Here is a 26,993-nt window from a genome sequence, read left to right as displayed (position 1 = left end):
GCATCGTCTCGACCCGAAAGTGATCATGCAGCGTACGAACCCGGGCACCGCTGTGCCCACCGACGGTCCCGACCGTCCTGTCGGCACCCGTGCCACCCGCCGACCCGGCCTGCGCGCGGTCGCCGTGCTCGGAGCCGCACTCCTGGTGGGCACCGGGCTGACCGCCACCTCGGCGGTCGTCGCGGCTGCGCCGGCCTCGGCCGTCAGCGCCACGAAGGACGGCGCCATGGTCTGCACTCCGCAGGAGACGCTGTACGCGGTCGACGGCACCGGCAAGGTCGTCGCGGTCGACATCAGCACCGGGGCCTCGCGGGGCACCACCGCCGACGTCACGAACCTCGGCACCGGCGCGAACAACGGTCTCGGCATCTCGCGCGAGGGCGTCTCGATGTTCGCGGCGTCGAACAACCAGACCGCGACCCTGCGGCAGTTCGACCCGAAGACCGGGGTCGCCTCCGACCCGATCGCGACGGAGTCCGTCCGCTCGGTGATCCGTGGTGCGGTGAACCCGGTGACGGGCATCTACTACTACGGCTCCAACAAGGGCTGGCTCGGAGCGTACGACCCGAAGAGCGGCAAGTACCTCGGGCAGGTCGGCCAGATCGACGGCCTGAAGGACGGCAACGGCGACTTCGCGTTCAGCTCGCGCGGGCTGTTCTTCGTCGTCGCGTCGGACACCGTGTACCGGGTGAACACGGAAGCCGTCCCCACGGCCTCGGGCACGACCGCGATGACCACCAGCGCGATCGCCACCCTGCCCGCCGGCACGAACAGCCCCGGCATCGCGTTCTCGTCGGACGGCTACCTCTACGTCTCGAACACCGTGACGACCAACAGCGTCGCGACGACGACGATCTACCAGCTCGACCCGACCTCGGGCAAGGAGGTCCGCAGCTTCCCCATCGTCGGCAACTACGCCGCGAGTGACCTGGCGAGCTGCAACTACGCCGACACCGTCACGGGTGCGGCGAGCGTCGACCAGCGCTGGAGCAGCGGCGACCAGTTCGGCCTGGCCATCAGCGGCGGCGGCATCGACACCACCAAGCCGGGGAGCGCCGGTACGACCAGCGGTTCCGCCACCGGTGTGCAGGCGCAGAAGGCCGGCGCCGTCCTGACGACGCCGAACAAGGAGTACACGGTCAAGCAGACCGCCGCGGGCACCACCGACCCGGCGAACTACGACACCACGTGGAAGGCGGTGGACCAGACGACCGGCACGACCGTCGCCAGCGGCACCGGCACCACGGGGACCTTCACGTTCCCGGCGGCCACCACCGCGGACGGTACGGACGTCCTGGTCACCTTCACGAACACGCTGAAGGCCACGCATGTCACCACCAGCAGCGACACCGCCACGACCCCCACCGGCACGGGACTCTCAGTACCGGCCGCGTCGGGCGTGCTCGCGAACGACCGCGGCACCGGCCTGTCTGTCGTCTCGAACACCACGCCGGCGCACGGCACCGCCACGGTCGCTGCCGATGGCTCGTACACGTACACCCCGGCCGGCGGGTTCTCCGGCTCGGACACGTTCCAGTACACGGCGAAGGACTCCTCCGGGCAGACCTCGACCAGCACCGTGACCGTCACCGTCGCACCGAAGGGCTCCGACGACGCGTACAGCGTGCACGCGGGCACCGTGCTCAAGGTGAACGCCGCGGACGGCGTCCTGACGAACGACCGCGGGTCGGACCTGACCCTCACCGGCAGCGGCCAGCCGTCGCACGGTCTGGTGAAGATCGGCCCCGACGGGTCGTTCTCCTACGGCGCCGACAAGGGGTACTCCGGCCCGGACTCGTTCACGTACACGGCGAAGGACGGCTCCGGCGCGACCGTCACCGCGACCGTGCGGCTCACCGTGCTGCCCACCGCGACGGCCGACGCCGTCGCCGCGACGGCCGGGTCGACGACGACCGGCAACGTGCTCGACAACGACCTGGGCACCGGCCTGACGGTCACCGGCAGCAGCGCCCCCGCCCACGGCTCGGCGACGGTGCGTCCGGACGGCTCGTACTCGTACACCCCGGCAGCCGGGTTCTCCGGCACCGACTCCTTCACCTACACCGTGACCGACGGCAGCGGCGGGACCGACACCGTCACGGTGACCGTGCAGGTCGCGCCCGCGGCACAGGACGACACCGTCGAGGTCGCCGCGGGCGGCACGGCCACCGCCGGCACCCGCGCGACCGGTGTGCTCGGCAACGACTCCGGCACCGGGCTCACCGTGGCGTCGAACACGTCCCCCTCGCACGGTGCGCTGACGCTCGACAAGGCCACCGGCACGTTCACGTACACGCCGGCCGAGGGGTACTCCGGCCCCGACGCGTTCACCTACACGGCCGTCGACGGCTCCGGCTCGCCGAGCACCGCGACCGTCACCATCACGGTCAACCCGACCATCGGCGCCGACACCGCGTCGACGGACGCCGGCACGCCGGTGACGATCGACGTGCAGGGCAACGACCGTGGCTCGGACCTCGAGACCACGATCGTCACCGGTCCGTCCCACGGCACGGCCGTCGTCGCAGCGGACGGCTCGGTCGAGTACACGCCGGCCGTCGGCGCGTCCGGCCCCGACTCGTTCACCTACACGGTGACCGACGGCAGCGGAGTCACCACCGGTGCGGCGACCGTCACGATCACCGTGCGACCCGTCGCGACCGCCGACACGGTGTCGACCCGGGCCGACGAGGCGCTGACCCTCGACGCCGCCACCCTGACCGGCAACGACCGGGGCACGGGGCTGACCGTGACCGACGTGACCCCAGGCGGGGCCGCCGGCAACGGAACAGGCACCGGCGCCGGCACCGGCGAGACCGGCGCCGCCCGCGGCACCGTCTCGCTCGACCGTGCCACCGGCCGCGTCGTCTACACCCCGGCGGACGGCTTCTCGGGCACGGACACCTTCACCTACACGGTGACCGACGCCGCCAGCCGCTCCACCACCGCCACGGTCACGGTCGTCGTCGGCCCCCGCGCCACGGCCGACACCGCCACCGCCACGGCCGGCTCGACGCTGACCGTCGCGAAGGGCGACGGCGTGCTCGCGAACGACCGGGGCACCGGCCTGACCGCGGCCGTCGACCAGCAGCCCGCACACGGCACGGTCGAGCTCGCGGCGAACGGCTCGTACACCTACACGCCGAAGGACGGCTTCTCGGGCACGGACACCTTCACCTACACGGCGACGGACCCCGCCGGCCGCACCACCACCGGCACCGTGACGGTCACGGTCCGCCCCGGCACGGAGCCCGACACCGTCACCGTCGCGGCGGGTGGCAGCACCACGGTCACCTCCGGCGCCCTGACGGGCAACGACCACGGCACCGGCCTGACCGTCGTGTCCGTCACCGACGGGAAGAACGGCACCGCGACCCGCAACGACGACGGCACGATCACGTACACGCCGAAGGACGGCTTCTCGGGCACGGACACCGTCACCTACACGGTGACGGACCCGTCGGGTGCCACGAACACCGGCACCGTGACGGTCACCGTCACCCCGGTCGCAGGCGGCGGGTCGACCTCGGCCGAGGCCGACGCCACCACCACCGTGCCGGCCGGCACCGGCCTGCTCGACGGCGCGAAGGGCACTGACCTGGCGGTCACTGACCACACGGAGCCCGAGCACGGCGAGGTCACGGTCGACGAGGACGGCTCGTACACGTACAAGCCCGAGCCGGGCTACTCCGGCCCGGACGGGTTCGACTACACGGTCACCGACGGCTCAGGCGGGACCACCACGGGCACCGTCACGATCGTCGTCGCCCCCAAGGCCGCAGCGGACACCGCGACGACGAGCGCCGCGACCCCGGTCGACGTCGCCGTCACCGGCAACGACTCGGGCACGAAGCTGGCCGTCACCGCGGTGTCGAAGCCCGGCCACGGCACCGCCGCGATCACCGGCAGCACGACGGACGGCGGCACCGGCGGCGGTGCGACCGCTGCCAGCTCGGTCACGTACACGCCCGCCGACGGGTTCTCCGGCACGGACACGTTCACCTACACGGTGACCGACCCGACCGGCGGCACCGCGACGGCGACCGTCACCGTGACCGTCACGCCGACCGCGATCGCCGACGCCCTGCGCACCGCGGCGAACACCGCGCTGCCGATCAGCGGCGCGACCCTGACCGGCAACGACCGCGGCACCGGCCTCGCCGTCACCGCGCACGGCCGCGCCGAGCACGGCACCGTGACCGAGGGCACCGAGCCCGGCTCGCTCGTCTACACCCCGGCGAAGGGCTTCTCCGGCGCGGACACGTTCGAGTACACGGTGACGGACGGCGCCGGACGGACCTCGACCGCGACGGTCACGGTCGTCGTCGGCGTCGCGGCGATCGACCACTGGCACACCATGTCGACGAACCGCAGCATGCGCATGTCCGCCGACAGGGGCGTGCTGGTCGGTGACTCCGGTCGTGGACTCTGGGCCGCCATGGAGACGAAGCCGTTCAACGGGCAGCTCTCGCTCGAGAAGGACGGCTCGTACGTGTACACGCCCACGTCGAACTGGTCCGGCCGTGACTGGTTCACCTACTCGGCCAACGACTCCGACGGCACTGCGGCGTTCGCGCGCGTCATCATCGACGTCGCCCCGGTCGCGAAGGACGACAAGGCGACGACCACGGCCGGCAAGACCGTCCGGGTCGCCGGCCACGGCGTGCTCGGCAACGACCACGGTGACGCCCTGACGGTCGTCGCGGTGGGTCAGGCCCGTCACGGCACGGCCTCCATCGCCGCCGACGGCACGTTCGTCTACACGCCGGCGAAGGGCTTCTCGGGTACCGACACCGTCACGTACCGTGCGCAGGACTCGATGGAGCAGCAGGTCGACGCCTCCGTCACGATCACGGTCGGCATCGCCGCAGCGGACGACACCGGGCACACCGTGTCCGGCACGCCCGTCACCCGTGACGCCCGCCACGGCCTGCTCGCCGACGACCAGGGCACCGGCCTCACCGCGGCCCCGGCCCGGAAGCCCGCCCACGGCACCGTGACGATCCAGCGGAACGGCGCGTACGTCTACACCCCGGCCGCCGGCTTCACCGGCACGGACACCTTCACCTACACGGTGACGGACGCCTCGGGGCAGAGGGCCACCGCCACCGCGACCATGACCGTGGTCGCCGCGGCGGTCGCCACCGACGACTCCGCCACCGGGATCGTCGGGCACCGGGTCGTCGTGGATCCGCTCGACAACGACTCCGCCACCGGCGGCGCCACGTTCGAGTCGGGCACGCTGCACCTGCTCCACCCGGAGTCCGGCACACCGACCGACCGTGTGGTCGTCGCCGACCAGGGCACGTGGACCATCCGCGACGGTCGGGTCGTCTTCACCCCGCAGGGAGGCTTCACCGGAACCACCTTCGTCGGTTACACGATCACCGACAGTGCGGGTCAGACGGTCACCGCGACTGTCACGGTCACGTTCCCGACCGGGCTCGCCGCGTTCGTCCACGGCACCGAGCTCGCCTTCACGGGCGTGACCGGACTGGTCGGTCTCGGGCTCGCGGCACTCGCGCTCATGCTGGCGGGCGTGCTCCTGGTGAGCCGACGACGGATCGCGGTCCGCGTCGTGCCGGGCATCCGCCGCAGCGCACGTCCGTAACAGGGCACCGGACAGGAGGCCCGGATCACCGCAGCAGACCCGCTGCGGTGATCCGGGCCTCCTGTCCGCGCGCGGGGCGCGACCGCCTACGCGACGGGCGCGATGAGCTGCGGTCCGTCGTTCCGCACGCTGTTCACCGTGCGGGAGACCTCGTACTGCGCAAGGCCCGCGGCCACCGTCAGCGACTCGTGGTCGAGCAGGGCCAGCAGGTCGTCGGCGTGCAGGTCGCCGCCGAGCCAGTCGTCGTAGCCGTCGGGCGTCAGGAACGCCGGCATGCGGTCGTGGACCTCGCCCGGGGCGACGTGGGCGTCACGGGTGATGATGGCGAGCGACAGGCGCCACTTGTCCGGGTCGCCCTCGGGCTTCGTGGGGTCGGGCCAGGCGCTCACGACGCCGGCCATCGCCAGGGCACCGCCGGGTTCGTGCACGAAGTGGGGTTCCTTGCCGTCCTCGCGCACCACCCACTCGTAGTACCCCTGCGCCGGGACGATGCAGCGGTTCGTGGCGAAGGCCCGCTTGAACATGCCGCTCGTCGCGACCGTCTCGATGCGGGCGTTGATCGGCTTCGGGCGCTGCTTCTGGAAGTCCTTCGCCCAGCTGGGCACGAAGCCCCAGCTGATCTGCGGCAGCTCCTGTTCGCCGTGCCGCCGGCGGACGGCGTACACGGGGTCGGTCGGGGCGACGTTCCAGCTCGGGGCGAGGCCGGGGTGCACCTCGCCGGTGTCCTCGTCGACGTGCTCGGTCCGGGCGGCGAGCTCGCCCATGAGCTCGGGCAACAGATCGGCCGTGGTGTCGGAGACGACGAACCTTCCACACATGCGCCCAGTGTGCCCGTCGCCGCCGACAGTGGTGCGCGTCGGGGTGTCCTGTTCCGCTTCGTGAGCAGGAATGGTCGAGTGCCCCACGGCGACTCGACCGCTTCTGCTCACGAAGTGGGGCGGGCGGGGGTCTCGGGTGCGGGCGTCTCCGGGACCGGGTCGAGGGACTCGGCGGCCAGGCGGGCGCGTTCGGAGCGGCCGAGGTGGGTGACGTACTCCGACAGCCCGATTGCGTAGACCGCGACGCAGAGCACGTGGAACCAGCTGACGAGCCCGAGGACGAACGCCCCGAGGACGGCGACGAGAGCCGAACCGAGCAACGGTGCCGTCCGGGCGAGCGTTCCGATCAGCCCCCGCCGCAGCAGGACCGTGTCGGTGCGGACGATGTCGCGGTGTTTCGGCAGGACCGGCACCGGACGACGCTGCACGTAGAGCTGCGTGGTGCCCCGCGCGGCGAGCTGCCACGAGGGCCGCACCTGCCGACCGTTGATCGTGGTCGAGGGGTCCGGCGGCTGCCACGTCGGGATGCACGCGAAGGTGAGCAGTCCGACGCCGAGCGCCAGCAGCACCATCGCGACCACGCTGCGGACCGGGGTGGTCCCCGTCCAGTCGACCCGGGCCTCCAGGACCGCCATGCCGACCAGCGCGACGACCGCCGCGAACCCGGACCACCGGGCAGCGCGACGGACGCGTGCCGGATCCAGCACGTCCGTGACGTGCCGGTGGAAGACCTGCCAGCCGAGCGTGAATATCCATCATGGCTACCCGCTGAGGGTGCCGGGTGCCCGGACGCTCGCCTCCGCAGCCCCCACCCGGACACGCCCGAGCGCTCCCCGCCCCGAGCCATCGCACCCGCGACGTGGTGCTGCCGCTCAGGATTCGTCCAGGCGAGCACGGTGACCTCGGACCATGAGTCTCGACATCGTCTACACCGCCGCTGCCCACGCCACCGGAGGCGGCCGCGACGGACACGTCCGCAGCGAGGACGACCGGCTCGACCTCGACACCCGCCCGCCCAAGGAGATGGGCGGCAGCGGCGAGGGCACGAACCCCGAGCAGCTCTTCGCCGCCGGGTACGCCGCGTGCTTCCTCGGTGCCCTGCACGCCGCCGGCAAGGAGCTCGAGGTCGACACCACCGGCGCCGAGGTCTCCGCCGAGGTCGGCATCGGCGGCACCGGCAACGGCGCCTTCGGTCTCGCGGTGGAGCTCGACGTCTACGCCCCGAACGCCCCGCAGGAGCAGCGCCAGCGCCTGGCCGAGCGTGCACACGAGATCTGCCCGTACTCGAACGCCACCCGCGGCAACATCACCGTCACGCTGTCCATCGTCGACTAGCGTTCGGCCGGTGGTCACCGACACGACGCGCTGCCCCTGCCTGAGCGGCAACCCCTACGGGGAGTGCTGCGGCCCCCTGCACGCCGGGGCCGTGGCGCCGACCGCGGAACGGCTCATGCGCTCCCGCTTCAGCGCCTTCGCGCTGAACCTGCCGGAGTACCTGCTGCTCACCTGGCACCCGCGCACCCGCCCGGCGGGTCTCGAGTTGGACCCGACCCAGCGCTGGACCCGGTTGGACGTGCTGGCGACCACCTCGGGAGGCCCGTTCGACTCCCACGGCACCGTCACGTTCCGCGCGTGGTGGCGTTCCGACGACGAGCGCGGCACGCTCGAGGAGACGAGCGACTTCGTCCGCGAGCAGGGACGATGGTTCTACGTGGACGGCGTGGTCGCCTGACGACTGCGCACCACGCCAGCTGACAGGAGCCCACATGCCCGCACGCGACCTCACCCGCTTCGGCGACCGGACCACGGCCGCCGAGGTCGTCGACGGCCTCGACCTGACGGGGCGCACCGCGGTCGTCACCGGTGCTGCGTCCGGCATCGGCGTGGAGACCTCCCGAGCGCTCGCCGGAGCCGGGGCGCGCGTGACGCTCGCGGTGCGGGACGTCGATGCCGGCCGACGGGTGGCGGACGACATCGCCCGGACGACGGGGACGGAAGCACCGGCCGTCGTCGAGCTGCACCTGGACCGTCCGGCTTCCGTCGATGCCTTCACCGCAGCGTGGTCGGGGCCGCTCGACGTGCTCGTCGCCAATGCGGGCATCATGGACGCGCCCGAGTCGTACATGCCCGCCGGGTGGGAGTCACACTTCGCGACCAACCACCTCGGGCACTTCGCCCTCGCGCTCGGGCTGCACGACTCCTTGGCTGCCTCGGGTTCGGCACGGATCGTCTCGGTGTCGTCGAGCGGACACGGTGGTTCGCCCGTCGTGTTCGACGACCTCTTCTTCCGCCGGCGTCGCTACGAGCCCGGGCTCGCGTACGGGCAGTCGAAGACCGCAAACGTGCTGTTCGCCGTCGCCGCCAGCCGCCGGTGGGCCGCCGACGGCATCACCGCGAACGCCCTCATGCCCGGCGGGATCTGGACCGGGCTGCAGAAGCACTGGGACCCGGAGGTCCTGGCCGCCACGAAGATCGCCGCGGCCGACGCCGTGAAGTCCCCGGAGCAGGGAGCCGCGACCTCGGTCCTGCTCGCCACCGCACCGGAACTCGACGGGGTCACGGGCCGGTACTTCGAGGACTGCCACGAAGCAGCGGTGGTGGAGCGGATCGAGGACGGCCTGCACGGGGTGCTGCCCTGGGCACTCGATCCGGACCAGGCCGATCGCCTGTGGGACGCCTCCGTCGCGCTGCTCGACGCCGAGGCGCGTTCCCGCCGCTGAGTGAGGGTTGCCGGCGCCGGCTAGCTGCCGATGACGGCGGGCAGGTCGACCGCGGTGCGCATCGCCCGGCGGACCCCGGCCTCGTCGGGGAGCAGCTCGTCCTCGTCACCGGTCAGGAAGAACCGGATCTGCCCGATCGCCTGCTCGGTGAGCATGTCGAGGCCGTTCAGCACGCGGCCACCGGCGTCGGTCCAGCGGCTGGCGACCACGGTGGGCCACGGTTCGTAGGCGACGTCGAACAGCACGGCGTCCGGCCCCGACGGACGGAACTCGAGCGGGTCGGCGGCGCCGCCCGGCAGCGTCGAGAGGACGAACCCGTGGTGCGTGCCGGCGAGTTCGGTCAGGGGGTGCACCTCGAGCGTCACGCCGAGCCGGACGGCCAGGTCGACCAGCGCGCGCGTCTTCGCGGTGTCACGGACGAACACCCGGACGAGCGACGCCCCGAGCCGCACGGCAGCGGTCAGGGCGCTCGCCGCAGTGGCTCCGCCGCCCAGGATCGTGGCCTCGCCGGGCAGGTGTCCGAGCGCCTCGACCGGGCGGACGAGCCCCTGCACGTCGGTGTTGGCGCCGGCTCGGACGAGCGTGGAGCCCTCGAGGCGGAACGCGACCGTGTTGGCGACCCCGAGTTCGTCGACGAGCGGGGTGGTGCGGTCGAGCAGCGGCAGGACCTCGCGCTTGAGTGGCATCGTGAGGCTCAGCCCACGCCATTCCGGACCCAGCCCCGCGACGAACGCGGCGAGCTCGCCGGACGCGACCTCGTGCCTCCCGTAGGTGAAGGGCAGGTCGAGCGCATCGTAGGCCGCTGCGTGGAGCGTGGGCGAGAGCGAGTGCGCGATGGGGGAGCCGAGCACCGCGAGGTGCGTGCGGCCTGGATCGGTGAACGCCACGGTCACCCAGCCTAGCCAGCCGTGTTCCTGAGCACCCCGTTAGGTTAGGCTACCCTTCGTGAACCGTTCTCCCTTGCGTCTCCGACGCGTGCTCGCCGCAGCCGGCGCCGTCGTCGCAGCGTCCCTCGTCCTCGCCGGATGCGCGTCCGGCTCCGGCTCCTCGACCGACTCGGCGTCGTCGGGGTCGTCCGACGCCGCGTTCCCGGTCTCGATCACGACCGGCCTCGGCACCACCACCATCGAGTCGGCACCGAAGCGCGTCGTCGCGCTCGGGTGGGGCGACGCCGAGACCGCGCTCGAGCTCGGCGTGCAGCCGGTCGGTGCGAGCGACTGGCTCGCCTTCGGCGGCGACGGTGTCGGTCCGTGGCTCAAGGGTGCGTACGACAAGTCGCCGAAGATCATCCAGACGCTCGAGCCGAGCTACGAGGACATCCTCAAGCTCAACCCCGACGTCATCCTCGACGTGAAGTCCTCGGGCGACAAGGAGCGGTACGACAAGCTCTCCGCGATCGCGCCGACCGTGGCGATCCCGAAGGGCGGCGCGAACTACCTCGCCTCGACCGAGCAGCAGACGACCATGATCGCGAAGGCGCTCGGCAAGGAGTCCGAGGGCAAGAAGCTGCTCTCCGGCCTCGACGACGCCTACGCCGCCGCACGCAAGGCGCACCCGGACTTCGAAGGCAAGACCGCCGTCGTCGGTGCCTACAGCTCCGAGGGCTTCGGGGCGTACGCCTCCACCGACAGCCGTTCGACCTTCATGCGGAACCTGGGCTTCGAGATCCCGAAGGCCATCGACGAGCAGGCCGGCAAGGAGTTCTCCGTGCACCTGTCCGACGAGAACCTCGACCTGCTCGACGCCGACCTGACGCTGATCCTGCCGATCTACGTCGACGCGTCAGAGGCCTCGTCGAACAAGCTGTTCCAGAAGGTGCCGTCGGTCGAGGCCGGGCACGCGATCGTCTTCGACGACAAGGACGTCTCGTCGGCGTTCTCGATGGGCACCACGGCTGCGATCGAGTGGGCGCTCGACAAGCTGCCGGCGCAGTTCGAGGAGAAGCTCGGCTAGGGCTGGTCGTCGCTGCTGGCCGGTTCCGCTGGTCAGCACCACGAAAGCGACAGGGTGCCGCCGATGACCGGTGGCACCCTGTCGCTTTCGCAGTTCGGGGGAGGGAGAGCGGGGCTAGACGCCGATGGTGGAGCCCAGCAGCGCGAAGAGCAGCGCGATCAGGGGGAGCGTGCCCTGCTTGAACGCGGAGTTGACGTACTTGCGACCCGAGCCGAGCAAGATCACCGCGGCACCGAGCATGCTCGCCGTCGAGAACACCACGAGGGTCCAGCCGCTCACGGTGTTGCCGGCCAGCACGAGCACGACGCCGAGGATCACCCCGATCGCCAGGAACAGGTTGTAGAAGCCCTGGTTGAAGGCGAGCGAGCGGGTCGCCACGGCTTCGGTCTCGGAAGCGATGCCGAAGATCCGGCGCGCTTGCGGACTGGTCCAGATGACCGATTCGAGGAAGAAGATGTACACGTGGATGAGGCCCGCGAGGACCGCACAGACACCCGAGATCACCAGCAGGACCGACATGTGCACATTCTCGCAGCAGCGGGCCGGGTTCCGCTGCACGTCCGCCAGTAGGCTCGGACCATGAACGACGACGTCACCCAGACCGAGGCCGACGCGAGCGCCGTCGCCGAACTGCGGAGCATCCGGCAGAGCATCGACAACATCGACGCCGCCGTCATCCACATGCTCGCGGAGCGTTTCAAGTACACGCAGCGCGTGGGGCACCTGAAGGCCGAGTCGGGCATGCCGGCCGCCGACCCGGACCGCGAACGGATCCAGGTCGCACGGCTCCGGTCGCTCGCCGCCGACTCCCACCTCGACCCTTCCTTCGCCGAGAAGTTCCTCAACTTCATCGTCGCCGAGGTCATCCACCACCACGAGCGCATCGCGGGCCGCGACGAATGAGCGCCGAGCTGCCGTCGCTGCTCATCGGGTCGTACACGGCGACCGGCGGCGGGAACGCCACGGGCATCTCGCTGGTCGACGCCGGACCGATCGGAGCCGTCCCGGCACCCCGGACCGTCGCGGTGCTCGACGACCCCTCGTTCCTCGCCGCCTCGGGTGACCGGGTCTACGCGGTCTCCGAGACGAACGACGGCGCCGTGTCGGCCTTCCGGCTGCAGGGCGGCGCACTCGAGCACCTGTGGGACGCCCCCGCCGGCGGAGACGCCCCGTGTCACGTGCGGGTCGATCCCTCGGGCGCGCTCGTCGTCACGAACTACGTCTCCGGCACGGTCTCGGCGATCTCCCTCGCCCCGGCCGAGTCGCACGCCGCCTCGGTGACCGCCAGCGACGGCGTGGTGCTCCACGGGGACGCCGACCAGCGCTCCGTGCCGACCGAGGCCGTCGCGGTCGCCGTGCTGCCCGACGCCACGGGTCCTGACGACGACCGCCAGGACGGCCCGCACGCCCACCAGTCGATCGCGACCCCGGACGGCACGGTGCTCGTCGCCGACCTCGGCGGCGATGCCCTGCACGAGTTCCGCGTCTCCGTGTCGGCCGAAGGGGTCCCCGCGATCGAGGCACTCCGCGTGCACCACGTGACACCCGGCGCCGGCCCGAGGCACATGGCCTGGATCGACGGTGACCTGCTCGTCGCCGGCGAACTCGACGGGCGTGTGCACCGCCTGCGCCGCGACGACTCCGGGTCGTTCCTGACGATCGCTGCCGTGCCCACGTTCGACGGTGCCGTGGGGGAGTCGCTGCTCAGCCACATCGAGGTCGACGAGGCCGGCCGCGCGTACGTGGCGGTGCGCGGGCGCGACCTGCTCGTGGTGCTCGACGCACGTGACGGCGGGCTCGCCGTCGTCTGGTCGGTGCCCTGCGGTGGGGTCTGGCCGCGGCACTTCGCGCGGGTGCCCGGGTTCGTCCTGGTGGCGAACCAGATGTCCGATGCCGTCGCCGTCCTGCCGCTCGACGCCGAGGGCATGCCCGGCGAAGCCGTCGAGCAGATCCCGGTCGGCACCCCGACCTGCGTCGTCCCGCTCTGACGCCGGCGTGTTCGGAGCCGCAGCGCGCTAGAACTCGATCAGGTTCTCGAACGGGCGGCCTTCGGCCAGCGCGGCGACCTGCTTGCGCATGAGATCGATCGACCGCGGCACGCTCAGATCGGTGTTGCCGCCGACGTGCGGGGTCAGCACGGTGTTCGGCGTCGTCCAGAGCGGGTGTCCGGCGGGCAGGGGCTCCGGGTCGGTGACGTCGAGGGCCGCGAACAGCCGCTCCGACCGCAGCTCGGCGACCAGGGCGTCCGTGTCGACGACCTTGCCGCGCGCCACGTTCACCACGAGGGCGCCGTCCGGCAGTGCCGCGAGCAGCTCCGCGTCGACCAGGCGTTCGGTCTCGGCGGTGAGCGGTGCGATGAGCACGAGCACGTCGGTCGTCGGGGCGAGCTCGGGCAGCTCGCCGAACGCGTGCACGTGCCGGCCGTCCTGCTCGCGAGCGGTCCGGGCGACCACCGTCACCTCGGTGCGGAACGCCTCGAACCGGGTGGCGATCGCGGACCCGATCGCCCCGTAGCCGACGACGGTCACCCGGCGGTCGGCGAGCGATCGGGTCTCGCGGGCGTCCCAGACGCCGTTGGCACGGTCGACCTGGAACGCCGAGATCTCACGGAGCGACGTCAACGCGAGACCGACCGCGAGCTCGGCGGTCTCGTCGTCGTGGATGCCGCGGCCGTTCGCCAGCTGCGCGTGACCGGGCACGTGCGGGACGGCGTGCTCGTACCCGGCGCTCGGCAGCTGCAGCAGCTGGAGTTCGGGCAGGTCGTGCACGAACTGCCAGCGGTGCCGCCCCTCGAAGTAGAACGGCAGGAACGTGATCGCGACGTCGTCCGGGCGACCGTACGGCGACTCGACGTCCCAGACGTCCAGCTCGATGCCGTCCGGCACGGGGCCGAACCGGTCGACGAGCTCGGCGAAGGGCAGGGTGACGATCGGCATCCGCGACCCGGGCCTAGGCGTCGGTGCGCGGCGAGAAGGCACCGTCGGAGTCGAGCGGCCCGCGGCCGACGTACCCCTCGGTGACGTCCTCGACGATCACGTCGCCGAAGCGGGCCGGCAGCGTCGCGGCGTGGGTGCCGCGTAGTTCGTCGACCGTGGCCTCGAACACGCCCTGGACCTCGAGCGTGCTCGACGTCGCGTCGGTCACGCCGATGCGCAGCACCGGGAAGCCCCGGCCGTCGCACATGCCCTGGAACCGCACGTCGTCCTCGCGGCGGACGGTCACGATGACGCGACCGGTCGACTCGGAGAACATCGCCGTCGCGGTGTCGATGCCGTCGCGGGTCTCGAGCTCGTCGAGGACCACGCGGGCGCCGATGCCGAAGCGGAGCACCGACTCGGCGAGGGACTGGCCGAGGCCGCCGTCCGCCAGGTCGTGCGCGCTGGTGAGCAGCTGCTCGCCGGACGCCGCGTACAGCAGCTCGGCGAGGGCCTTCTCGCGCTCGAGGTCGACCGCCGGCGGACGCCCGCCCAGGTGTCCGTGCACGGTGCCGGCCCACGCGGAGCCGTCGAGCTCGAGGCTCGTGGTGCCGAGCAGGTAGATGTTGTGGCCGTCGTCCTGCCATCCCGACGGCACGCGCTTGGCGACGTCGTCGATGATGCCGAGCACGCCGACGACGGGCGTCGGGTGGATGGGGGTCGAGCCGGTCTGGTTGTAGAACGACACGTTGCCGCCGGTGACCGGGATGCCGAGCTCCATGCAGCCGTCGGCCAGGCCCTCGACCGCCTCGGAGAACTGCCACATGACCTCGGGGTTCTCGGGGGAGCCGAAGTTCAGGCAGTCGGTGACGGCGGCGGGGACGGCACCGGTGACGGCGACGTTGCGGTACGCCTCGGCCAGGGCCAGGCGTGCACCCTGCTTCGGGTCGAGCTGGCAGTAGCGGCCGTTCGCGTCGGTGGCGATGGCGACACCGAGCCCCGTTTCCTCGTCGACGCGGATCATGCCGCCGTCGTCGGGGAAGGACAGCGCGGTGTTGCCGAGCACGTAGGTGTCGTACTGGTTCGTGACCCAGTTCTTCGACGCCAGGTTCGGCGAACCGAGCAGGCTGAGGAACTGTGCCTTCAGCGCGGGGCCGTCGGCGGGTCGGTCGAGCGAGGCGGCGGTGTCGGCCTGCAGCGCGTCGATCCAGGTCGGGTAGGCGACCGGGCGGTCGTAGACCGGGCCGTCGACGGCGACGGTGCGCGGGTCGACGTTCACGATCTCCTGGCCCTGCCAGTCGATGACGAGTCGGCCGGTGCCGGTGACCTCGCCCAGCACGCTGGTCTCGACCTCCCACTTGCCGACGACGCTCAGGAACTCGTCGAGCTTGTCGGGGCGGACGACCGCCATCATGCGCTCCTGGCTCTCCGACATCAGGATCTCTTCGGCGGTGAGCGTGGGGTCGCGGAGCAGGACGTCGTCGAGCGAGATGTGCATGCCGCCGTCACCGTTGCTCGCGAGCTCCGAGGTGGCGCAGGAGATGCCCGCGGCGCCGAGGTCCTGGATGCCCTCGACCAGGTCCTTCTGGAACAGCTCGAGGCAGCACTCGATCAGGACCTTCTCGGCGAAGGGGTCGCCGACCTGCACGGCCGGACGCTTGGTCGGGCCGCCCTCGGTGAAGGTGTCGGACGCCAGGATCGACGCGCCGCCGATGCCGTCGCCACCGGTGCGGGCACCGAACAGGACGACCTTGTTGCCGGCACCGGACGCGTTCGCCAGGTGCAGGTCCTCGTGGCGGAGCACGCCGACCGCGAGGGCGTTGACCAGCGGGTTGCCCTGGTACACCGGGTCGAAGTAGGTCTCGCCGCCGATGTTCGGCAGGCCGAGGCAGTTGCCGTAGAACGAGATGCCACCGACGACGCCGTGCACGACGCGTGCGGTGTCCTCGTGGTCGATCGCACCGAAGCGGAGCTGGTCCATCACGGCGACGGGGCGGGCGCCCATCGAGATGATGTCGCGGACGATGCCGCCGACACCGGTGGCCGCGCCCTGGTACGGCTCGACGTAGGACGGGTGGTTGTGCGACTCGACCTTGAAGGTCACCGCCCAGCCGTTGCCGACGTCGACGACACCGGCGTTCTCGCCTATGCCGACCATCAGGTTCTTCGTCATCTCCGGCGTGACCTTCTTGCCGAACTGACGGAGGTAGTTCTTCGAGGACTTGTAGGAGCAGTGCTCGCTCCACATCACCGAGTACATCGCCAGCTCGCCCGAGGTGGGGCGGCGGCCGAGGATCTCCTTGATGCGGGCGTACTCGTCCGGCTTCAGGCCCAGCGCGTCGTACGGCTGCTCCTTGTCGGGGGTGGCTGCCGCGTCCTGCACGGTGTCGGGCTTCGGGCGAACGGGTGTCGTCACGGTGTCGTTGTTCCCTGTCACTTGACGAGCGCGTGCTCGATCACGGAGGTGAAGAAGGTCAGGCCGTCGGTGCCCGAGGCCATCGCAGCGGGGGTGTCCGGGCCGAAGCCGGCCTCGGTCGCGTGCTCGGGGTGCGGCATCAGGCCGACGACGTTGCCGCGCTCGTTCGAGACGCCGGCGATGTCGTCGATGGAGCCGTTCGGGTTCACGCCGACGTAGCGGAACACGACCTGGCCGTTGTCCTCGATGCGCTTGATGGTGTCGGCGTCCGCGACGAAGCGGCCATCGGCGTTCTTCAGCGGGATGGTGATCTCCTGCTGGGCGCTGAAGCCGGAGGTCCAGGCGGTCGCGGTGGTCTCGACGCGGAGCTTCTGGTCGCGGCGGATGAACTGCTGGTGCGCGTTGCGGGTGTGCGCGCCGGGGACCAGACGGGCCTCGGCCAGCATCTGGAAACCGTTGCAGATGCCGAGCACGGGCATGCCCTTGCCGGCGGCGTCGATGACCTCGGCCATGATCGGTGCCTTCGCGGCGATCGCGCCGGCACGCAGGTAGTCGCCGTACGAGAACCCTCCGGGCAGCACGATGGCGTCGACGCCCTGCAGGTCGTGGTCGCCGTGCCACAGGGCGACGGGGTCGGCGCCGGCGAGACGGACGGCGCGCTGGGCGTCGCGGTCGTCGAGCGAGCCGGGGAACGTGATGACGCCGATGCGCATCCGGGTCACTGGCCTTCGACGGTCACGGACACGACGTCCTCGATGACCGCGTTCGAGAAGACGTCGGCCGCGATGTCACGGACCTCGGCGAGCTTGGCGTCGTCGACGGGGCCGTCGACGGTCACCTCGAAGCGCTTGCCGATGCGGACGTTGGTCAGGTCGGCCTTGCCGAGGCGGGCCAGGGCGTTGCCCACGGCCTTCCCCTGGGGGTCGAGGATCTCGGCCTTGGGCATGACCTCGACGACGATCGTTGGCACGTGTTCTCTCCAGCACTTCAGGGGTGGGGGGACGCGACCAGTCTACGGGGCGCGCGCGACACGCCGGGACGTCCCCGGGCCTCCAGGCGGGCCCTTGCTGTGCGTTTGCTCACGTCTGTTCCAACGCGTATATTCCAAGCCGAATAGTCAACAACGAACAAGCGGACTGGAGGCACGTGTGCCGTCGCTCACGCCACTCGCGTTCGCCGCGCTCGGGCTCCTGGCCGAGGGGCCGACGCATCCCTACGAGATGTTCCAGACGATGACGCACCGCCGGGACGGCCGGAACGTCAAGGTCCGGCCCGGCACCCTGTACCACCAGGTCGGCCGCCTGGTGGAGCTCGGCCTCGCCGAGGTCGTCGGGACCGACCGGGCGGGCAACCGTCCGGAACGCACCACCTACGCCATCACGGACGACGGGTGGACGGCCCTGCACGACGGGCTCGTCCGGCTGATCGCCGAACCGGCCGAGGAGTACCCCGTCTTCCACCTGGCCGTCGCCGAGATCGAGAACCTGTCGGTCGACGAGGCCGAGTCCGCGCTCCGGGCACGGGCCGTCGCACTCCGGGCCCAGCGCGACGAGGCGGACGAGATCCTCGGGGTCGTCCGTGCGAAGGACCTGCCCGAGCGGTACTGGCTCGACGTGTCGTACGTGCGTGCCATGCTCACGACGCAGATCGAGTGGCTCGCCGCCACGGCCGACCGGATCGCCGCCGGCCACATCTCCTGGGACGCCTCCGTCGCGTCCGCAGACACCACCACGAACAGCAAGGAAACCACTCGATGACCACCGTCACGCCTCCGCGGACGACCGAGAAGAAGCCGTGGCCTGCCCTGTGGGCACTCGTCGTCGGGTTCTTCATGATCCTCGTCGACTCGACCATCGTGTCGGTCGCCACCCCCACCATCGCCCAGAAGCTCGACGCGGACATCAACTCCGTGATCTGGGTGACGAGCGCCTACCTGCTCGCCTACGCCGTGCCGCTGCTCATCACCGGCCGGCTCGGCGACCGCTTCGGCCCGAAGGTCATGTACCAGATCGGCCTCGTGGTCTTCACGCTCGCCAGCCTGTGGTGCGGCCTGGCCGGCTCGATCGAGGTGCTGATCGTCGCCCGCGTCGTGCAGGGCCTCGGCGCCGCCATGATGAGCCCGCAGACCATGTCGGTCATCACGCGCATCTTCCCGCCGCAGAACCGCGGCGCTGCCATGGGCCTCTGGGGCGCCGTCGCCGGTGTCGCGTCGCTCGTCGGCCCGATCGTGGGCGGCCTGCTCGTCGACGGCTTCGGCTGGGAGTGGATCTTCTTCGTGAACGTCCCCGTCGGTGTCGTGGCGTTCGTGCTCGCGCAGCGCTTCGTGCCGTCGTTCGAGCGCCACGGACACCGCTTCGACTACCTCGGCATCTTCCTGTCGGCAGCGGGCCTGTTCCTGCTCGTCTTCGGCATCCAGGAAGGTGAGACCTACGACTGGGGCGTCATCGCGGGCCCGATCTCGGTGTGGTCGCTCATCATCGTCGGCCTCGTGGTGCTCGCCGGCTTCGTCGTCTGGCAGGGCGTGCAGAAGGGCGAGCCGCTGCTGCCGCTCGGCCTGTTCAAGGACCGCAACTTCACGCTGGCCAACGTCGCCATCACCGCCGTCGGTGTCGCGATCGCGTCGTTCGCGCTGCCGATCATGCTGTGGGCGCAGGACGTCCTGCGCTTCTCGCCGACCCAGGCCGCACTGCTCCTCGTGCCGCAGGCCGTGCTGTCCGCCGCGCTCGCGCCGATCGTCGGCAAGAACCTGAACCGCTGGAACCCGCGCTGGGTCGCCTCGTTCGGCCTCGCCTGCTTCTCGGTCGGCCTGTTCTGGTTCGGCGCCCTGCTGTCGAGCGGTGCCGAGTGGGGCTGGGTGCTCCTGCCGAGCGCGCTCCTCGGCCTCGCCAACGCCTGCATGTGGGGACCGCTGTCCGTCTCGGCGACGCGCAACCTGCCGCCGAAGCTGGCCGGTGCCGGCTCGGGTGTCTACAACACCACGCGCCAGATCGGTGCGGTGCTCGGTTCCGCTGGCATCGCCGCCTTGATGGAGGCCCGGATCACCGCGAACTTCCCGGCGTCGTCCGGTGGGGCCACGGCCGGTGGCGCGGAGCAGCAGGTCGGCGCACTGCCGGGCTTCCTGCTCGAGCCGTTCTCCAAGGCCATGGGTGAGTCGCTCTACCTGCCGGCGATCGTGCTCATCGTGGCCATCGTCGCGGCGCTGTTCCTGGCGAAGCCGAAGCAGACCGTCGCATGGCAGCAGACCGGCTCGGTGACCACGCAGCCCGACGCCGAGCCCGCGGGGGCCCCGTCGAAGTAGGGCACGAGCGCACTTCGTGAGCAGGAATGGTCGGGTCGCCTTCGGGCACCCGACCATTGCTGCTCACGAAGCGGAACGCGGGACATCCCCGACGCTCAGCCGCGGCGCTGCAGGTGCGCTCGGGTCAGCTCGTCCATCTGTTCGTCGGTCAGGGCGTCGACGGCCCGGGCCTCGCGGCGGTCGGTCCGCTGCCACCGGATGAACAGGGCGACGAGCACGGGGATGTCTGCCACCTCGGCGATGAACCACAGCAGGTCGCCCGCCAGGTGCTGGTCCTGCAGCGGCGACGGGTACCAGGCCCGCCCGACCACCGGCACGAGGGACCCGTCGAGCACGTGGTTCGTGATCCGCAGCACGATGCCGGGCACCGCGTCGACGACGAGCTCGACGAACGCCAGCAGGAACTCGGCCGTGGCGAACGTCGACGAGACGAGCACGCCGACCTCGGACAGGGGCGCGAGCAGGCCGAACCCGAGCGCCGGCACGGCCACGGTGATGACGGCGGCCCAGGCGGGGGACTCCCGGATCACCGCCGAGAACGGGGTGAGCAGGACGGCGAACAGCGCGAGCGCGACCAGCGGGGCGACGATCGCGTTGCCGAGCAGGCGCACCGGTCGTGACCCCATGACCGCGTCGGCGACCTGCGCGAGGCGAGCCGGGCCTCCGATCCGGAGCAGTGCGACGGGCGCACCGAGCGCGGTGAAGGTGGGGACCGCGAAGAACAGCAGGGCGGCCCGCAGGACGAAGGCCCAGCGCAACCGCTCGTCGTCGACGCCGACGATGCCGAACTGCAGGACGCCGAACAGCACGAGCGCCGTGGCGAAGGCGAGCGTGCGCCACCAAGGCCAGCGGGCACCCCGTCGAGCCGCGCCGACGACCCACCGGCCGTAGGCGACCGCGGCGACGACGAGGAGCACCGCCGCCAGGGGATCGAACCGCCAGGTGCTCCAGAACTCGGGTGTCGACGGCGTGGGGAGCCTCCTGGTGATCAGGCGGACTCGTCCTTCGCGCCGCCGGAACCATCCTCCGTCCGCCCGACGTCCGGCGGGGGTCCGTCGTGGCCCCGCGACGGTGAGAACCGGTTCAGATCCGGGCGACCCCGCGTGCTGGGACGGTCCGCGAGAGCAGCCAGACGCCCGCCGGCACGGCCACGGCACCGACGAGCGCGACGCCGAACGACAGGTGCAGCTGCATCACGAGGAACGCCGGGCCGATCGTGCAGAGGGCGGCGAACGCGACGACCGGCCACGACGGACGGTCGGCCGACGGCAGCAGCCGGGGGAGCGGCCGGTCGAACCAGCGCAGAGCCCTGGCCACCCCGATCGCGACGGCGAGCACCACCACGAGTGCGACGATGCGCGACGCCCACCACGGACCGGAGCCCGGCGCCGGGAACGGCACCCCGACGAGCAGGGCGACGCCGTTCAGCGCGATGAACAGCGGCAGGTGCCACAGGTAGATGGTCATGCCGTCGCGGCCGAGGACGAACACGGCCCCGAGTGCGGCCCGCGTGCGCATCAGCCTGGTGAGCGGAGCGTGCACGAGCTGGACCAGGCAGGCCTGTGCGATCGCCAGGAACGCCAGCGGGAGCATCGGCGGGTTGAGGTCCTGCAGCATGTCCGGTGCCCAGAGCCCGACCGAGGTCATCGGCACGAGCACGGCGTACGCGGCGACGGCGATGCCGAGCAGGAGCACCTTCGACCGGCGAGCGAACCAGCCGTCGGCCCACAGGAAGCCGAGCTGCTGCGCGAAGAGCCACACCGGGCCCAGGTTCAGCAGCCCGACCTCGGCGACCCCGGTGGCCAGACGGACGGCGTCCACCGCCCCGGCGAGCACGAGCAGCACGGCAAGGGTGGCCCACGGTGCTCGCTCGTGCAGGCGCATCATCACGGGGACGCAGCACTGGGTGATGCCGTAGGCGGCCAGGAACCAGAGCGGCGAACCGATGCCGAACGCGACCTCGGCCAGGAGCTCCGGCGGCGTCCCAGCGGCCGTGGCGACCCCGAGCCCGAGCGCGAGGAACACGAACAGCGGTACCGCGGGCCGGAACAGCCGCACCAGGCGGGTGGCCAGGTAGTCGCGGGCGGGGCTCGGCGCGCCACGGGCGACGGTGCTGCGCCAGCCGACGGCGCTCGCGAACCCGCCGACCACGAAGAACAGCGGCATCACCTGCCCGACCCAGGTGGCGGCGACGTACCAGGGGAGTTCCTGCAGCGGGCTCGTGACCCGCACCCCCTGGTCATCGGCGGCGACGCCGACCATCGTGACGTGCACGATGACGACGAGGACGACGCAGGCCGTCCGGATGAGGTCGACGACCAGGTCCCGCTTCGCGATGATCCCCCGGACGTCCGCGGTGCTGTTCGCCTGTTCAGGCAGACCCTGGCTCGTGGACATGTCCGGACGTTAGCGTGCGGAACGGTCGGTCCAGGGTCGTCCCAGCTGATCGCGACCGGATCGTGACACTTCGTATTCCGGTCGCGGCATGTGAGTCCTCGCTGGTCGGCAGCAGAAGCTCGTGTACAGTGAAGGCGTTGTCTTGATTCCTACAAAAGAAAGGCTCAGCATGGACGCCGACGCCGATCTGCTCCGTTCCTCGGGGCTCCGGGTCACGACCCCACGACTCGCGGTGCTCCGCGCGACGGACTCGATGCCGCACGCCACCGCGGACGACATCGTCACCGCGCTCGCCGTGGAGCTGCCGACCACCAGTCACCAGGCCGTCTACGGCGTGCTGAACGCCCTGACCGGCGTCGGGCTCGTCCGCCGCATCGAACCGGCCGGCAGCCCTGCCCGGTACGAGCGCCGTACCGGTGACAACCACCACCACATCGTCTGCACCCTGTGCGGAGCGATCGAGGACGTCGACTGTGCGGTCGGCCACTCGCCCTGCCTGACGCCGTCCGAGACCCACGGCTTCGCAGTCACCACCGCCGAGGTCACCTACTGGGGCATCTGCGAACGCTGCGCAGCGGCAGAGCGCGACGACGCAGAGCGCGACGACGCAGAGCGCGACGCCCCAGACGCGCCCGACGCGAGCGCGCAGGCACCCAGCGCCCCCACGCCCGCCTGACGGCGACCGCCCACCGCACCGGCCGCACGACGCGCCGGACCCCGAACCACCCGAGCACCCCTGACCGAACCAACGTCCCACCTCCAGGAGGAACCGTGTCCGACCAGAACACGCCGACCGGCACCCCGACCACCACGACCAACAGCGGCGCCCCCGTCTCGAGCGACGAGCACTCGATGGGCGTCGGGGCCGACGGCCCCCTCGCGCTGCACGACCACTACCTGGTCGAGAAGCTCGCCCAGTTCAACCGCGAGCGTGTCCCGGAGCGGGTCGTGCATGCCAAGGGCGGCGGCGCCTTCGGTACCTTCACCGTCACGCAGGACGTCTCCCGCTTCACCCGTGCCGCGTTCCTGCAGCCGGGCAAGCAGACCGAGATGCTGGCCCGCTTCTCCTCCGTCGCTGGCGAGCAGGGCTCCCCCGACACCTGGCGCGACCCCCGCGGCTTCGCGCTGAAGTTCTACACCGAAGAGGGCAACTACGACCTCGTCGGCAACAACACCCCGGTGTTCTTCATCCGCGACGGCATCAAGTTCCCCGACTTCATCCGCTCGCAGAAGCGCCTGCCGGGTTCGCACCTGCGCGACCACGACATGCAGTGGGACTTCTGGACCCTGTCGCCCGAGTCGGCGCACCAGGTCACGTGGCTGATGGGCGACCGCGGCCTGCCGGCGAGCTGGCGTGAGATGGACGGCTTCGGCTCGCACACCTACCAGTGGATCAACGCCGAGGGCGAGCGCTTCTGGGTGAAGTACCACTTCATCACGGAGCAGGGCCACAAGACCCTGACGCAGGAGGACGCCGACCGCATCGCCGGTGAGGACGCGGACTTCCACATCCGTGACCTGCACGCCGCGATCGAGCGTCAGGACTTCCCGCGCTGGACCCTCAAGGTGCAGGTCATGCCCTACGAGGACGCCGCGACCTACCGCTTCAACCCGTTCGACCTGACGAAGGTGTGGCCGCACGCGGACTACCCGCTCATCGAGGTCGGCACGATGGAGCTCAACCGCAACCCGGAGAACTACTTCGCGCAGATCGAGCAGGCGACCTTCGCCCCCTCGAACTTCGTGCCCGGCATCGCGGCGAGCCCCGACAAGATGCTCCTGGCGCGCATCTTCAGCTACGCGGACGCACACCGCTACCGAGTCGGCACGAACCACGCGCAGCTCCCGGTGAACGCCCCGAAGAACGAGGTCCACTCGTACTCGAAGGACGGCGGCATGCGCTTCGACTTCCAGAAGTCCGAGGTGCCGGTGTACGCGCCGAACTCGCTCGGTGGTGCGCACGCCGACCCGACCGCGACCGACGACGCCCCGGGTTGGGAGTCCGACGGTGCGCTGCAGCGTTCCGCCGCGACCCTGCACCCGGAGGACGACGACTTCGGCCAGGCCGGCACGCTCGTCCGCGAGGTCCTGGACGACGCCGCCCGTGAGCGCCTGGTCGGCAACATCGCCGGCCACGTCTCGAAGGTGACGCGCGACGACCTGCGTGAGCGCGTGTTCGCCTACTGGACGAACGTCGACGCCGACCTGGGTGCGCGCGTGCGCGCCGCGGTCGCGCCGAGCGCGCCGGGCTCCAACGAGGACCCGGAGAAGGTCGCGGTCGAGGCGTAAGCCCCGCTGGACGACCTGACGGACGGGAGGCCCGGTACCAGCTGGTACCGGGCCTCCTGTCCGTTGGTCTGAAGCGGGTCTAGACCTGCTGGCCGTTCAGCCAGATCGGGCCAGCGGGCCAGTCCTCGAGCTGCGCTGCCACCGGCAGCGCCATCCAGCCGCCCTGCTCGGTGTTGCTGACGCCCGCGCCCTCGGCGGTGAACGCCGAGAAGGTGCCGACGGCCTCGGGGAACTCGTGCCAGCCGAGCTTCGCGTAGAAGGGGATGCGGTCCTCGCCCGCGCCGAGGAACCCGAAGGGCACGCGGAGTCCCTCGAGGACCGCCGCGGTGCGGGTCATCAGCTCGCGGCCGACGCCGGCGCCCTGCAGTCGGGGCGACACGGCGACCAGGCCGGTGTCGCCGACCAGGAGATCCTGCCCGCCGACGGAGATGTACATGCGGCGGATGCCGACGTGGGCCAGGACGACCCCGTCGGCGTCGTGCGCGAGCACCCGGCGTTCCGGCTGCATGCCGGACCAGCTCCGGCCGCCCACGTACCAGTGCGACCAGTCGGGGAAGGCCTGCCCGAGCAGCGCCGCGATCGCTTCGTGGTCGGGGAGCGACAGCGTGCTCTCCTCGACCACCTCCCACCGGATGTCGTCAGTCACGGGTCCATCCTGCCGGTCCGGCGGCCGGTGTGGTGAGGTTTCGCGCTGCGCGACACCTCGCGGGTCCGGGCGCGCGTGAGGTGTCGGTCAGCGCGAAGTGTCGCGCCGCGTCACCCGCGACCGGGCGTGGTCACCTCGATGCGGTTCGCCCAGGGGTCGTCGAACGCCACGGTCCGGCCGTCGTCGGCGAGCTCCACGCCGCCGTGCCGCATGCGCTCGGTCAGGGCGCCGAGGTCGTCGGCGGCGGGGACCTCGATGCGCACGAGCCCCAGGCCGAGTGCGAGCTGTCGCCGCCCGGCGCCGCGGGAGTTCCAAGTGTTCATCGCCATGTGGTGGTGGTAGCCGCCGGCGCTGACGAACAGTGCCTCGCCGAAGCCGGCGGTGGTCTCGAAGCCGAGGGTGTCCACGTAGAAGGAGCGTGCGGTGGCGACGTCGCCGACGGACAGGTGCACGTGGCCGACCTTGCCCGGGCGTGCCGCGACGGTGTCCAGGGCGTCCTGCGTCAGGTGTGACTGCAGGAACGCGTTCGGGTCGACGTACTTCGTGTCCATGTCGACCATGCCGTGCGTCCACGACCACTCGGTGCGGTCACGGTCCCAGTACAGCTCGACGCCGTTGCCCTCGGGGTCGGTGAAGTAGAACGCGTTGCTCACCAGGTGGTCGGCGCTGCCGGTGAAGCCCGCCGGGTACTGCGTGGCGACCGAGTAGAGCGCGGCGGCCAGGTCGGCGCGGGTGTCGAACAGGATCGCCGTGTGGAACAGCCCGGCCTCGCGGGGGCCGGCGTGCCGCATCGCGGGGGCGTGCTCGAGGACCACGATCGGCGTGCTGCCCCGTCCGAGCACGGCGACGCCGCCGGTGTGGGAGAGCAGCGACAGCCGCACGCCGTCGCGGTAGTACCGGATCATCGCGTCGAGGTCGGCGACGCGGAGCGTGACGGCGCCCATCCCGGTGTCGGCGGCGAGCAGTTCGTGCGTTTGCATGCACTTAGTGTGCGCCCGTTTGGTTGACGCGTCAACCAATTTAATGACGCGTCAACCAAACTCGGTGCCCTAGGCGCGGTTCGAGATCCCGCCGTCCGACGTCAGCAGCTGCCCGTTCACCCAGGCGCCCTGCTCCGAGCAGAGGAACCCGACGAGCGCGGCGGTGTCCGACGGGCGTCCGAGCCGACCGAGCGGGGTGCCCTCGACGGCCCACCCCTTGACCTCGTCGGACATCCAGCCGGTGTCGTTCGGGCCCGGGTTCACCACGTTGGCGCTGACGCCGAGGCTGCCGAGCTCCTTCGCGGCGCCGAACACGATCCGGTCGAGCGCGCCCTTCGACGCCCCGTACGGCAGGTTGTACGCGATGTGGTCGCTCGTCAGCGCGACGATCCGGCGTCGGTTGCGCGGAGCGGCGTCCCCGGCACGCTCGAGCCCGGCCGCGTAGGCCTGCACGAGCAGGAAGGGTGCGCGGGCGTTCACGGCGAAGTGGCGGTCCCACGACTCGACCGTGGTGGTGCGGAAGTCGGAGTCGACGGACTCGCAGTGCGACATGACGAGGGCGGTGACGGGGGCGCCCGCTTCCGTCTCGGCGCGGCCGACGAGCGCGGCCGCCTGCTCCGGGTCCTCCAGGTCGACCGGGAGGCGCGTCACCCGTGCTCCCGCCGCCTCGCACTCCTGCACCACCGACTCGACCCCGTCCGGGTCCGCCCCGCCGCTCACGCGGTCGTCGTAGGGTCCCCACCACGAGATGGCGAGGTCCCAGCCGTCGGTCGCCAGGCGGGTGGCGAGCGCTGCGCCGATGCCGGCTCTGCGGCCCACCCCGGTCACCAGGGCGAGTGGTCGTGCGGACGTCATGCGTGCCTCCTGTCCGGCGCTCCGTCGCGCCGATCGGCTCCCAGTCTGCCGGAACCGGCCACCCGTGTGACCATCGCATCCGGTGTCCTGTCGGC

General features: G+C 71.4%; 24 protein-coding genes. 11 read left to right on the top strand and 13 right to left on the bottom strand.

Features of this window, described 5'->3' with window-relative positions:
* Positions 1–25: 25 nt before the first annotated feature.
* On the top strand, positions 26–5,611 hold the full coding sequence (locus tag BIU89_RS16490; protein ID WP_139179299.1) for an Ig-like domain-containing protein: 5,586 nt from the start codon (positions 26–28) through the stop codon (positions 5,609–5,611).
* A gap of 86 nt (positions 5,612–5,697) precedes the next feature.
* Here BIU89_RS16490 and BIU89_RS16485 read toward each other — a convergent pair whose 3' ends face one another.
* Together BIU89_RS16485 and BIU89_RS16480 are read right to left on the bottom strand one after the other, a co-directional pair.
* The gene (locus tag BIU89_RS16485) at positions 5,698–6,429 is read right to left on the bottom strand and encodes an SOS response-associated peptidase (protein WP_071248405.1); all 732 of its coding nucleotides are present in this window, start codon (positions 6,427–6,429) and stop codon (positions 5,698–5,700) included.
* Between the two features lie 107 nt (positions 6,430–6,536).
* Positions 6,537–7,136, bottom strand: a complete 600-nt coding sequence (locus BIU89_RS16480; RefSeq protein ID WP_071248402.1) for a hypothetical protein — start codon at positions 7,134–7,136, stop codon at positions 6,537–6,539.
* Positions 7,137–7,338: 202 nt separating this feature from the next.
* On the opposite strand from BIU89_RS16480, the gene BIU89_RS16475 reads away from it, so the two are divergent.
* Genes BIU89_RS16475 through BIU89_RS16465 form a run of 3 tightly spaced genes read left to right on the top strand, consistent with a single transcriptional unit; the run spans position 7,339 to position 9,149 of the window.
* Positions 7,339–7,764: an organic hydroperoxide resistance protein gene (locus BIU89_RS16475; RefSeq protein WP_027465016.1), complete on the top strand. Its 426-nt coding sequence runs from the start codon at positions 7,339–7,341 to the stop codon at positions 7,762–7,764.
* Positions 7,765–7,774: 10 nt separating this feature from the next.
* Positions 7,775–8,161: a YchJ family protein gene (locus tag BIU89_RS16470; protein ID WP_071248399.1), complete on the top strand. Its 387-nt coding sequence runs from the start codon at positions 7,775–7,777 to the stop codon at positions 8,159–8,161.
* Positions 8,162–8,195: 34 nt separating this feature from the next.
* Positions 8,196–9,149, top strand: coding sequence for an SDR family NAD(P)-dependent oxidoreductase (locus BIU89_RS16465; RefSeq protein WP_071248396.1), 954 nt, complete (start codon positions 8,196–8,198; stop codon positions 9,147–9,149).
* A 20-nt stretch (positions 9,150–9,169) separates the two neighbouring features.
* Here BIU89_RS16465 and BIU89_RS16460 read toward each other — a convergent pair whose 3' ends face one another.
* The gene (locus tag BIU89_RS16460; protein WP_071248511.1) at positions 9,170–10,036 is read right to left on the bottom strand and encodes a shikimate dehydrogenase family protein; all 867 of its coding nucleotides are present in this window, start codon (positions 10,034–10,036) and stop codon (positions 9,170–9,172) included.
* 58 nt (positions 10,037–10,094) lie between these two features.
* Here BIU89_RS16460 and BIU89_RS16455 point away from each other — a divergent pair, with 58 nt between their 5' ends.
* Positions 10,095–11,102, top strand: coding sequence for an iron-siderophore ABC transporter substrate-binding protein (locus BIU89_RS16455; protein ID WP_027465020.1), 1,008 nt, complete (start codon positions 10,095–10,097; stop codon positions 11,100–11,102).
* 114 nt (positions 11,103–11,216) lie between these two features.
* On the opposite strand, the gene BIU89_RS16450 is transcribed toward BIU89_RS16455, so the two are convergent.
* Positions 11,217–11,621 carry a DUF1304 domain-containing protein gene (locus tag BIU89_RS16450; protein WP_083404442.1) on the bottom strand — a complete coding sequence of 135 codons (405 nt, stop codon included), beginning with the start codon at positions 11,619–11,621 and terminating at the stop codon, positions 11,217–11,219.
* 60 nt (positions 11,622–11,681) lie between these two features.
* Between BIU89_RS16450 and BIU89_RS16445 the strand changes: the two genes are divergently transcribed.
* Together BIU89_RS16445 and BIU89_RS16440 are read left to right on the top strand one after the other, a co-directional pair.
* Positions 11,682–12,005, top strand: coding sequence for a chorismate mutase (locus BIU89_RS16445; RefSeq protein ID WP_071248394.1), 324 nt, complete (start codon positions 11,682–11,684; stop codon positions 12,003–12,005).
* Positions 12,002–13,090, top strand: a complete 1,089-nt coding sequence (locus BIU89_RS16440; RefSeq protein ID WP_071248391.1) for a lactonase family protein — start codon at positions 12,002–12,004, stop codon at positions 13,088–13,090. The genes BIU89_RS16445 and BIU89_RS16440 overlap by 4 nt, the downstream gene beginning before the upstream one ends.
* Positions 13,091–13,117: 27 nt before the next feature.
* On the opposite strand, the gene BIU89_RS16435 is transcribed toward BIU89_RS16440, so the two are convergent.
* From BIU89_RS16435 to purS, 4 genes are read right to left on the bottom strand one after another with little or no spacing between them, the layout of a single operon-like run.
* Positions 13,118–14,038: a 2-hydroxyacid dehydrogenase gene (locus tag BIU89_RS16435; RefSeq protein WP_071248389.1), complete on the bottom strand. Its 921-nt coding sequence runs from the start codon at positions 14,036–14,038 to the stop codon at positions 13,118–13,120.
* 13 nt (positions 14,039–14,051) lie between these two features.
* Entirely contained in the window at positions 14,052–16,433 is a 2,382-nt protein-coding gene (purL, locus tag BIU89_RS16430) for a phosphoribosylformylglycinamidine synthase subunit PurL (RefSeq protein ID WP_254791678.1), read from the bottom strand.
* A 17-nt stretch (positions 16,434–16,450) separates the two neighbouring features.
* Positions 16,451–17,146, bottom strand: a complete 696-nt coding sequence (gene purQ / locus BIU89_RS16425; RefSeq protein WP_027465024.1) for a phosphoribosylformylglycinamidine synthase subunit PurQ — start codon at positions 17,144–17,146, stop codon at positions 16,451–16,453.
* Between the two features lie 5 nt (positions 17,147–17,151).
* Entirely contained in the window at positions 17,152–17,403 is a 252-nt protein-coding gene (purS, locus tag BIU89_RS16420; RefSeq protein ID WP_017886272.1) for a phosphoribosylformylglycinamidine synthase subunit PurS, read from the bottom strand.
* A 178-nt stretch (positions 17,404–17,581) separates the two neighbouring features.
* Between purS and BIU89_RS16415 the strand changes: the two genes are divergently transcribed.
* Together BIU89_RS16415 and BIU89_RS16410 are read left to right on the top strand one after the other, a co-directional pair.
* On the top strand, positions 17,582–18,190 hold the full coding sequence (locus BIU89_RS16415; RefSeq protein ID WP_051596619.1) for a PadR family transcriptional regulator: 609 nt from the start codon (positions 17,582–17,584) through the stop codon (positions 18,188–18,190).
* Complete coding sequence (locus BIU89_RS16410; RefSeq protein WP_027465025.1) at positions 18,187–19,731, top strand: DHA2 family efflux MFS transporter permease subunit; 1,545 nt, start codon at positions 18,187–18,189, stop codon at positions 19,729–19,731. Before BIU89_RS16415 ends, BIU89_RS16410 begins: the two co-directional genes overlap by 4 nt.
* Before the next feature lie 95 nt (positions 19,732–19,826).
* Here the strand turns inward: BIU89_RS16410 and BIU89_RS16405 are convergent, their stop codons facing one another.
* A complete protein-coding gene (locus BIU89_RS16405) occupies positions 19,827–20,648 on the bottom strand; it encodes a cytochrome c oxidase assembly protein (RefSeq protein WP_071248383.1) in 822 nt (273 codons plus the stop codon).
* A 166-nt stretch (positions 20,649–20,814) separates the two neighbouring features.
* Complete coding sequence (locus tag BIU89_RS16400) at positions 20,815–22,128, bottom strand: acyltransferase family protein (RefSeq protein ID WP_071248380.1); 1,314 nt, start codon at positions 22,126–22,128, stop codon at positions 20,815–20,817.
* A gap of 169 nt (positions 22,129–22,297) precedes the next feature.
* Here BIU89_RS16400 and BIU89_RS16395 point away from each other — a divergent pair, with 169 nt between their 5' ends.
* On the top strand, positions 22,298–22,804 hold the full coding sequence (locus BIU89_RS16395) for a Fur family transcriptional regulator (RefSeq protein ID WP_083404440.1): 507 nt from the start codon (positions 22,298–22,300) through the stop codon (positions 22,802–22,804).
* A gap of 95 nt (positions 22,805–22,899) precedes the next feature.
* Complete coding sequence (locus BIU89_RS16390; RefSeq protein ID WP_071248377.1) at positions 22,900–24,417, top strand: catalase; 1,518 nt, start codon at positions 22,900–22,902, stop codon at positions 24,415–24,417.
* Between the two features lie 79 nt (positions 24,418–24,496).
* On the opposite strand, the gene BIU89_RS16385 is transcribed toward BIU89_RS16390, so the two are convergent.
* The 3 genes from BIU89_RS16385 to BIU89_RS16375 form a co-directional block, all read right to left on the bottom strand.
* The gene (locus tag BIU89_RS16385) at positions 24,497–25,063 is read right to left on the bottom strand and encodes a GNAT family N-acetyltransferase (RefSeq protein WP_071248374.1); all 567 of its coding nucleotides are present in this window, start codon (positions 25,061–25,063) and stop codon (positions 24,497–24,499) included.
* A 110-nt stretch (positions 25,064–25,173) separates the two neighbouring features.
* Positions 25,174–26,043 (bottom strand): VOC family protein, encoded by an 870-nt coding sequence (locus tag BIU89_RS16380; protein ID WP_071248371.1) that lies wholly within the window; start codon positions 26,041–26,043, stop codon positions 25,174–25,176.
* A gap of 69 nt (positions 26,044–26,112) precedes the next feature.
* Positions 26,113–26,898, bottom strand: coding sequence for an SDR family oxidoreductase (locus tag BIU89_RS16375; RefSeq protein WP_071248368.1), 786 nt, complete (start codon positions 26,896–26,898; stop codon positions 26,113–26,115).
* Positions 26,899–26,993: the final 95 nt, after the last annotated feature.

It is taken from the genome of Curtobacterium sp. MCBA15_005, assembly GCF_001864855.1.
GTDB lineage: Bacteria > Actinomycetota > Actinomycetes > Actinomycetales > Microbacteriaceae > Curtobacterium > Curtobacterium flaccumfaciens.
The sequence above is the reverse complement of the archived record's forward strand: the minus strand, read 5'-3'. Positions and strand labels throughout refer to the sequence as shown.

Bases quoted from the DNA above. Each gene is read 5' to 3' on its own strand.
- BIU89_RS16490 (WP_139179299.1), top strand. From the start codon at position 26: ATGCAGCGTACGAACCCGGGCACCGCTGTGCCCACCGACGGTCCCGAC.
- BIU89_RS16485 (WP_071248405.1), bottom strand. From the start codon at position 6,429: ATGTGTGGAAGGTTCGTCGTCTCCGACACCACGGCCGATCTGTTGCCC.
- BIU89_RS16475 (WP_027465016.1), top strand. From the start codon at position 7,339: ATGAGTCTCGACATCGTCTACACCGCCGCTGCCCACGCCACCGGAGGC.
- BIU89_RS16465 (WP_071248396.1), top strand. From the start codon at position 8,196: ATGCCCGCACGCGACCTCACCCGCTTCGGCGACCGGACCACGGCCGCC.
- BIU89_RS16450 (WP_083404442.1), bottom strand. From the start codon at position 11,621: ATGTCGGTCCTGCTGGTGATCTCGGGTGTCTGTGCGGTCCTCGCGGGC.
- BIU89_RS16445 (WP_071248394.1), top strand. From the start codon at position 11,682: ATGAACGACGACGTCACCCAGACCGAGGCCGACGCGAGCGCCGTCGCC.
- BIU89_RS16440 (WP_071248391.1), top strand. From the start codon at position 12,002: ATGAGCGCCGAGCTGCCGTCGCTGCTCATCGGGTCGTACACGGCGACC.
- BIU89_RS16435 (WP_071248389.1), bottom strand. From the start codon at position 14,038: ATGCCGATCGTCACCCTGCCCTTCGCCGAGCTCGTCGACCGGTTCGGC.
- purQ (WP_027465024.1), bottom strand. From the start codon at position 17,146: ATGCGCATCGGCGTCATCACGTTCCCCGGCTCGCTCGACGACCGCGAC.
- BIU89_RS16410 (WP_027465025.1), top strand. From the start codon at position 18,187: ATGACCACCGTCACGCCTCCGCGGACGACCGAGAAGAAGCCGTGGCCT.
- BIU89_RS16400 (WP_071248380.1), bottom strand. From the start codon at position 22,128: ATGTCCACGAGCCAGGGTCTGCCTGAACAGGCGAACAGCACCGCGGAC.
- BIU89_RS16395 (WP_083404440.1), top strand. From the start codon at position 22,298: ATGGACGCCGACGCCGATCTGCTCCGTTCCTCGGGGCTCCGGGTCACG.
- BIU89_RS16380 (WP_071248371.1), bottom strand. From the start codon at position 26,043: ATGCAAACGCACGAACTGCTCGCCGCCGACACCGGGATGGGCGCCGTC.
- BIU89_RS16375 (WP_071248368.1), bottom strand. From the start codon at position 26,898: ATGACGTCCGCACGACCACTCGCCCTGGTGACCGGGGTGGGCCGCAGA.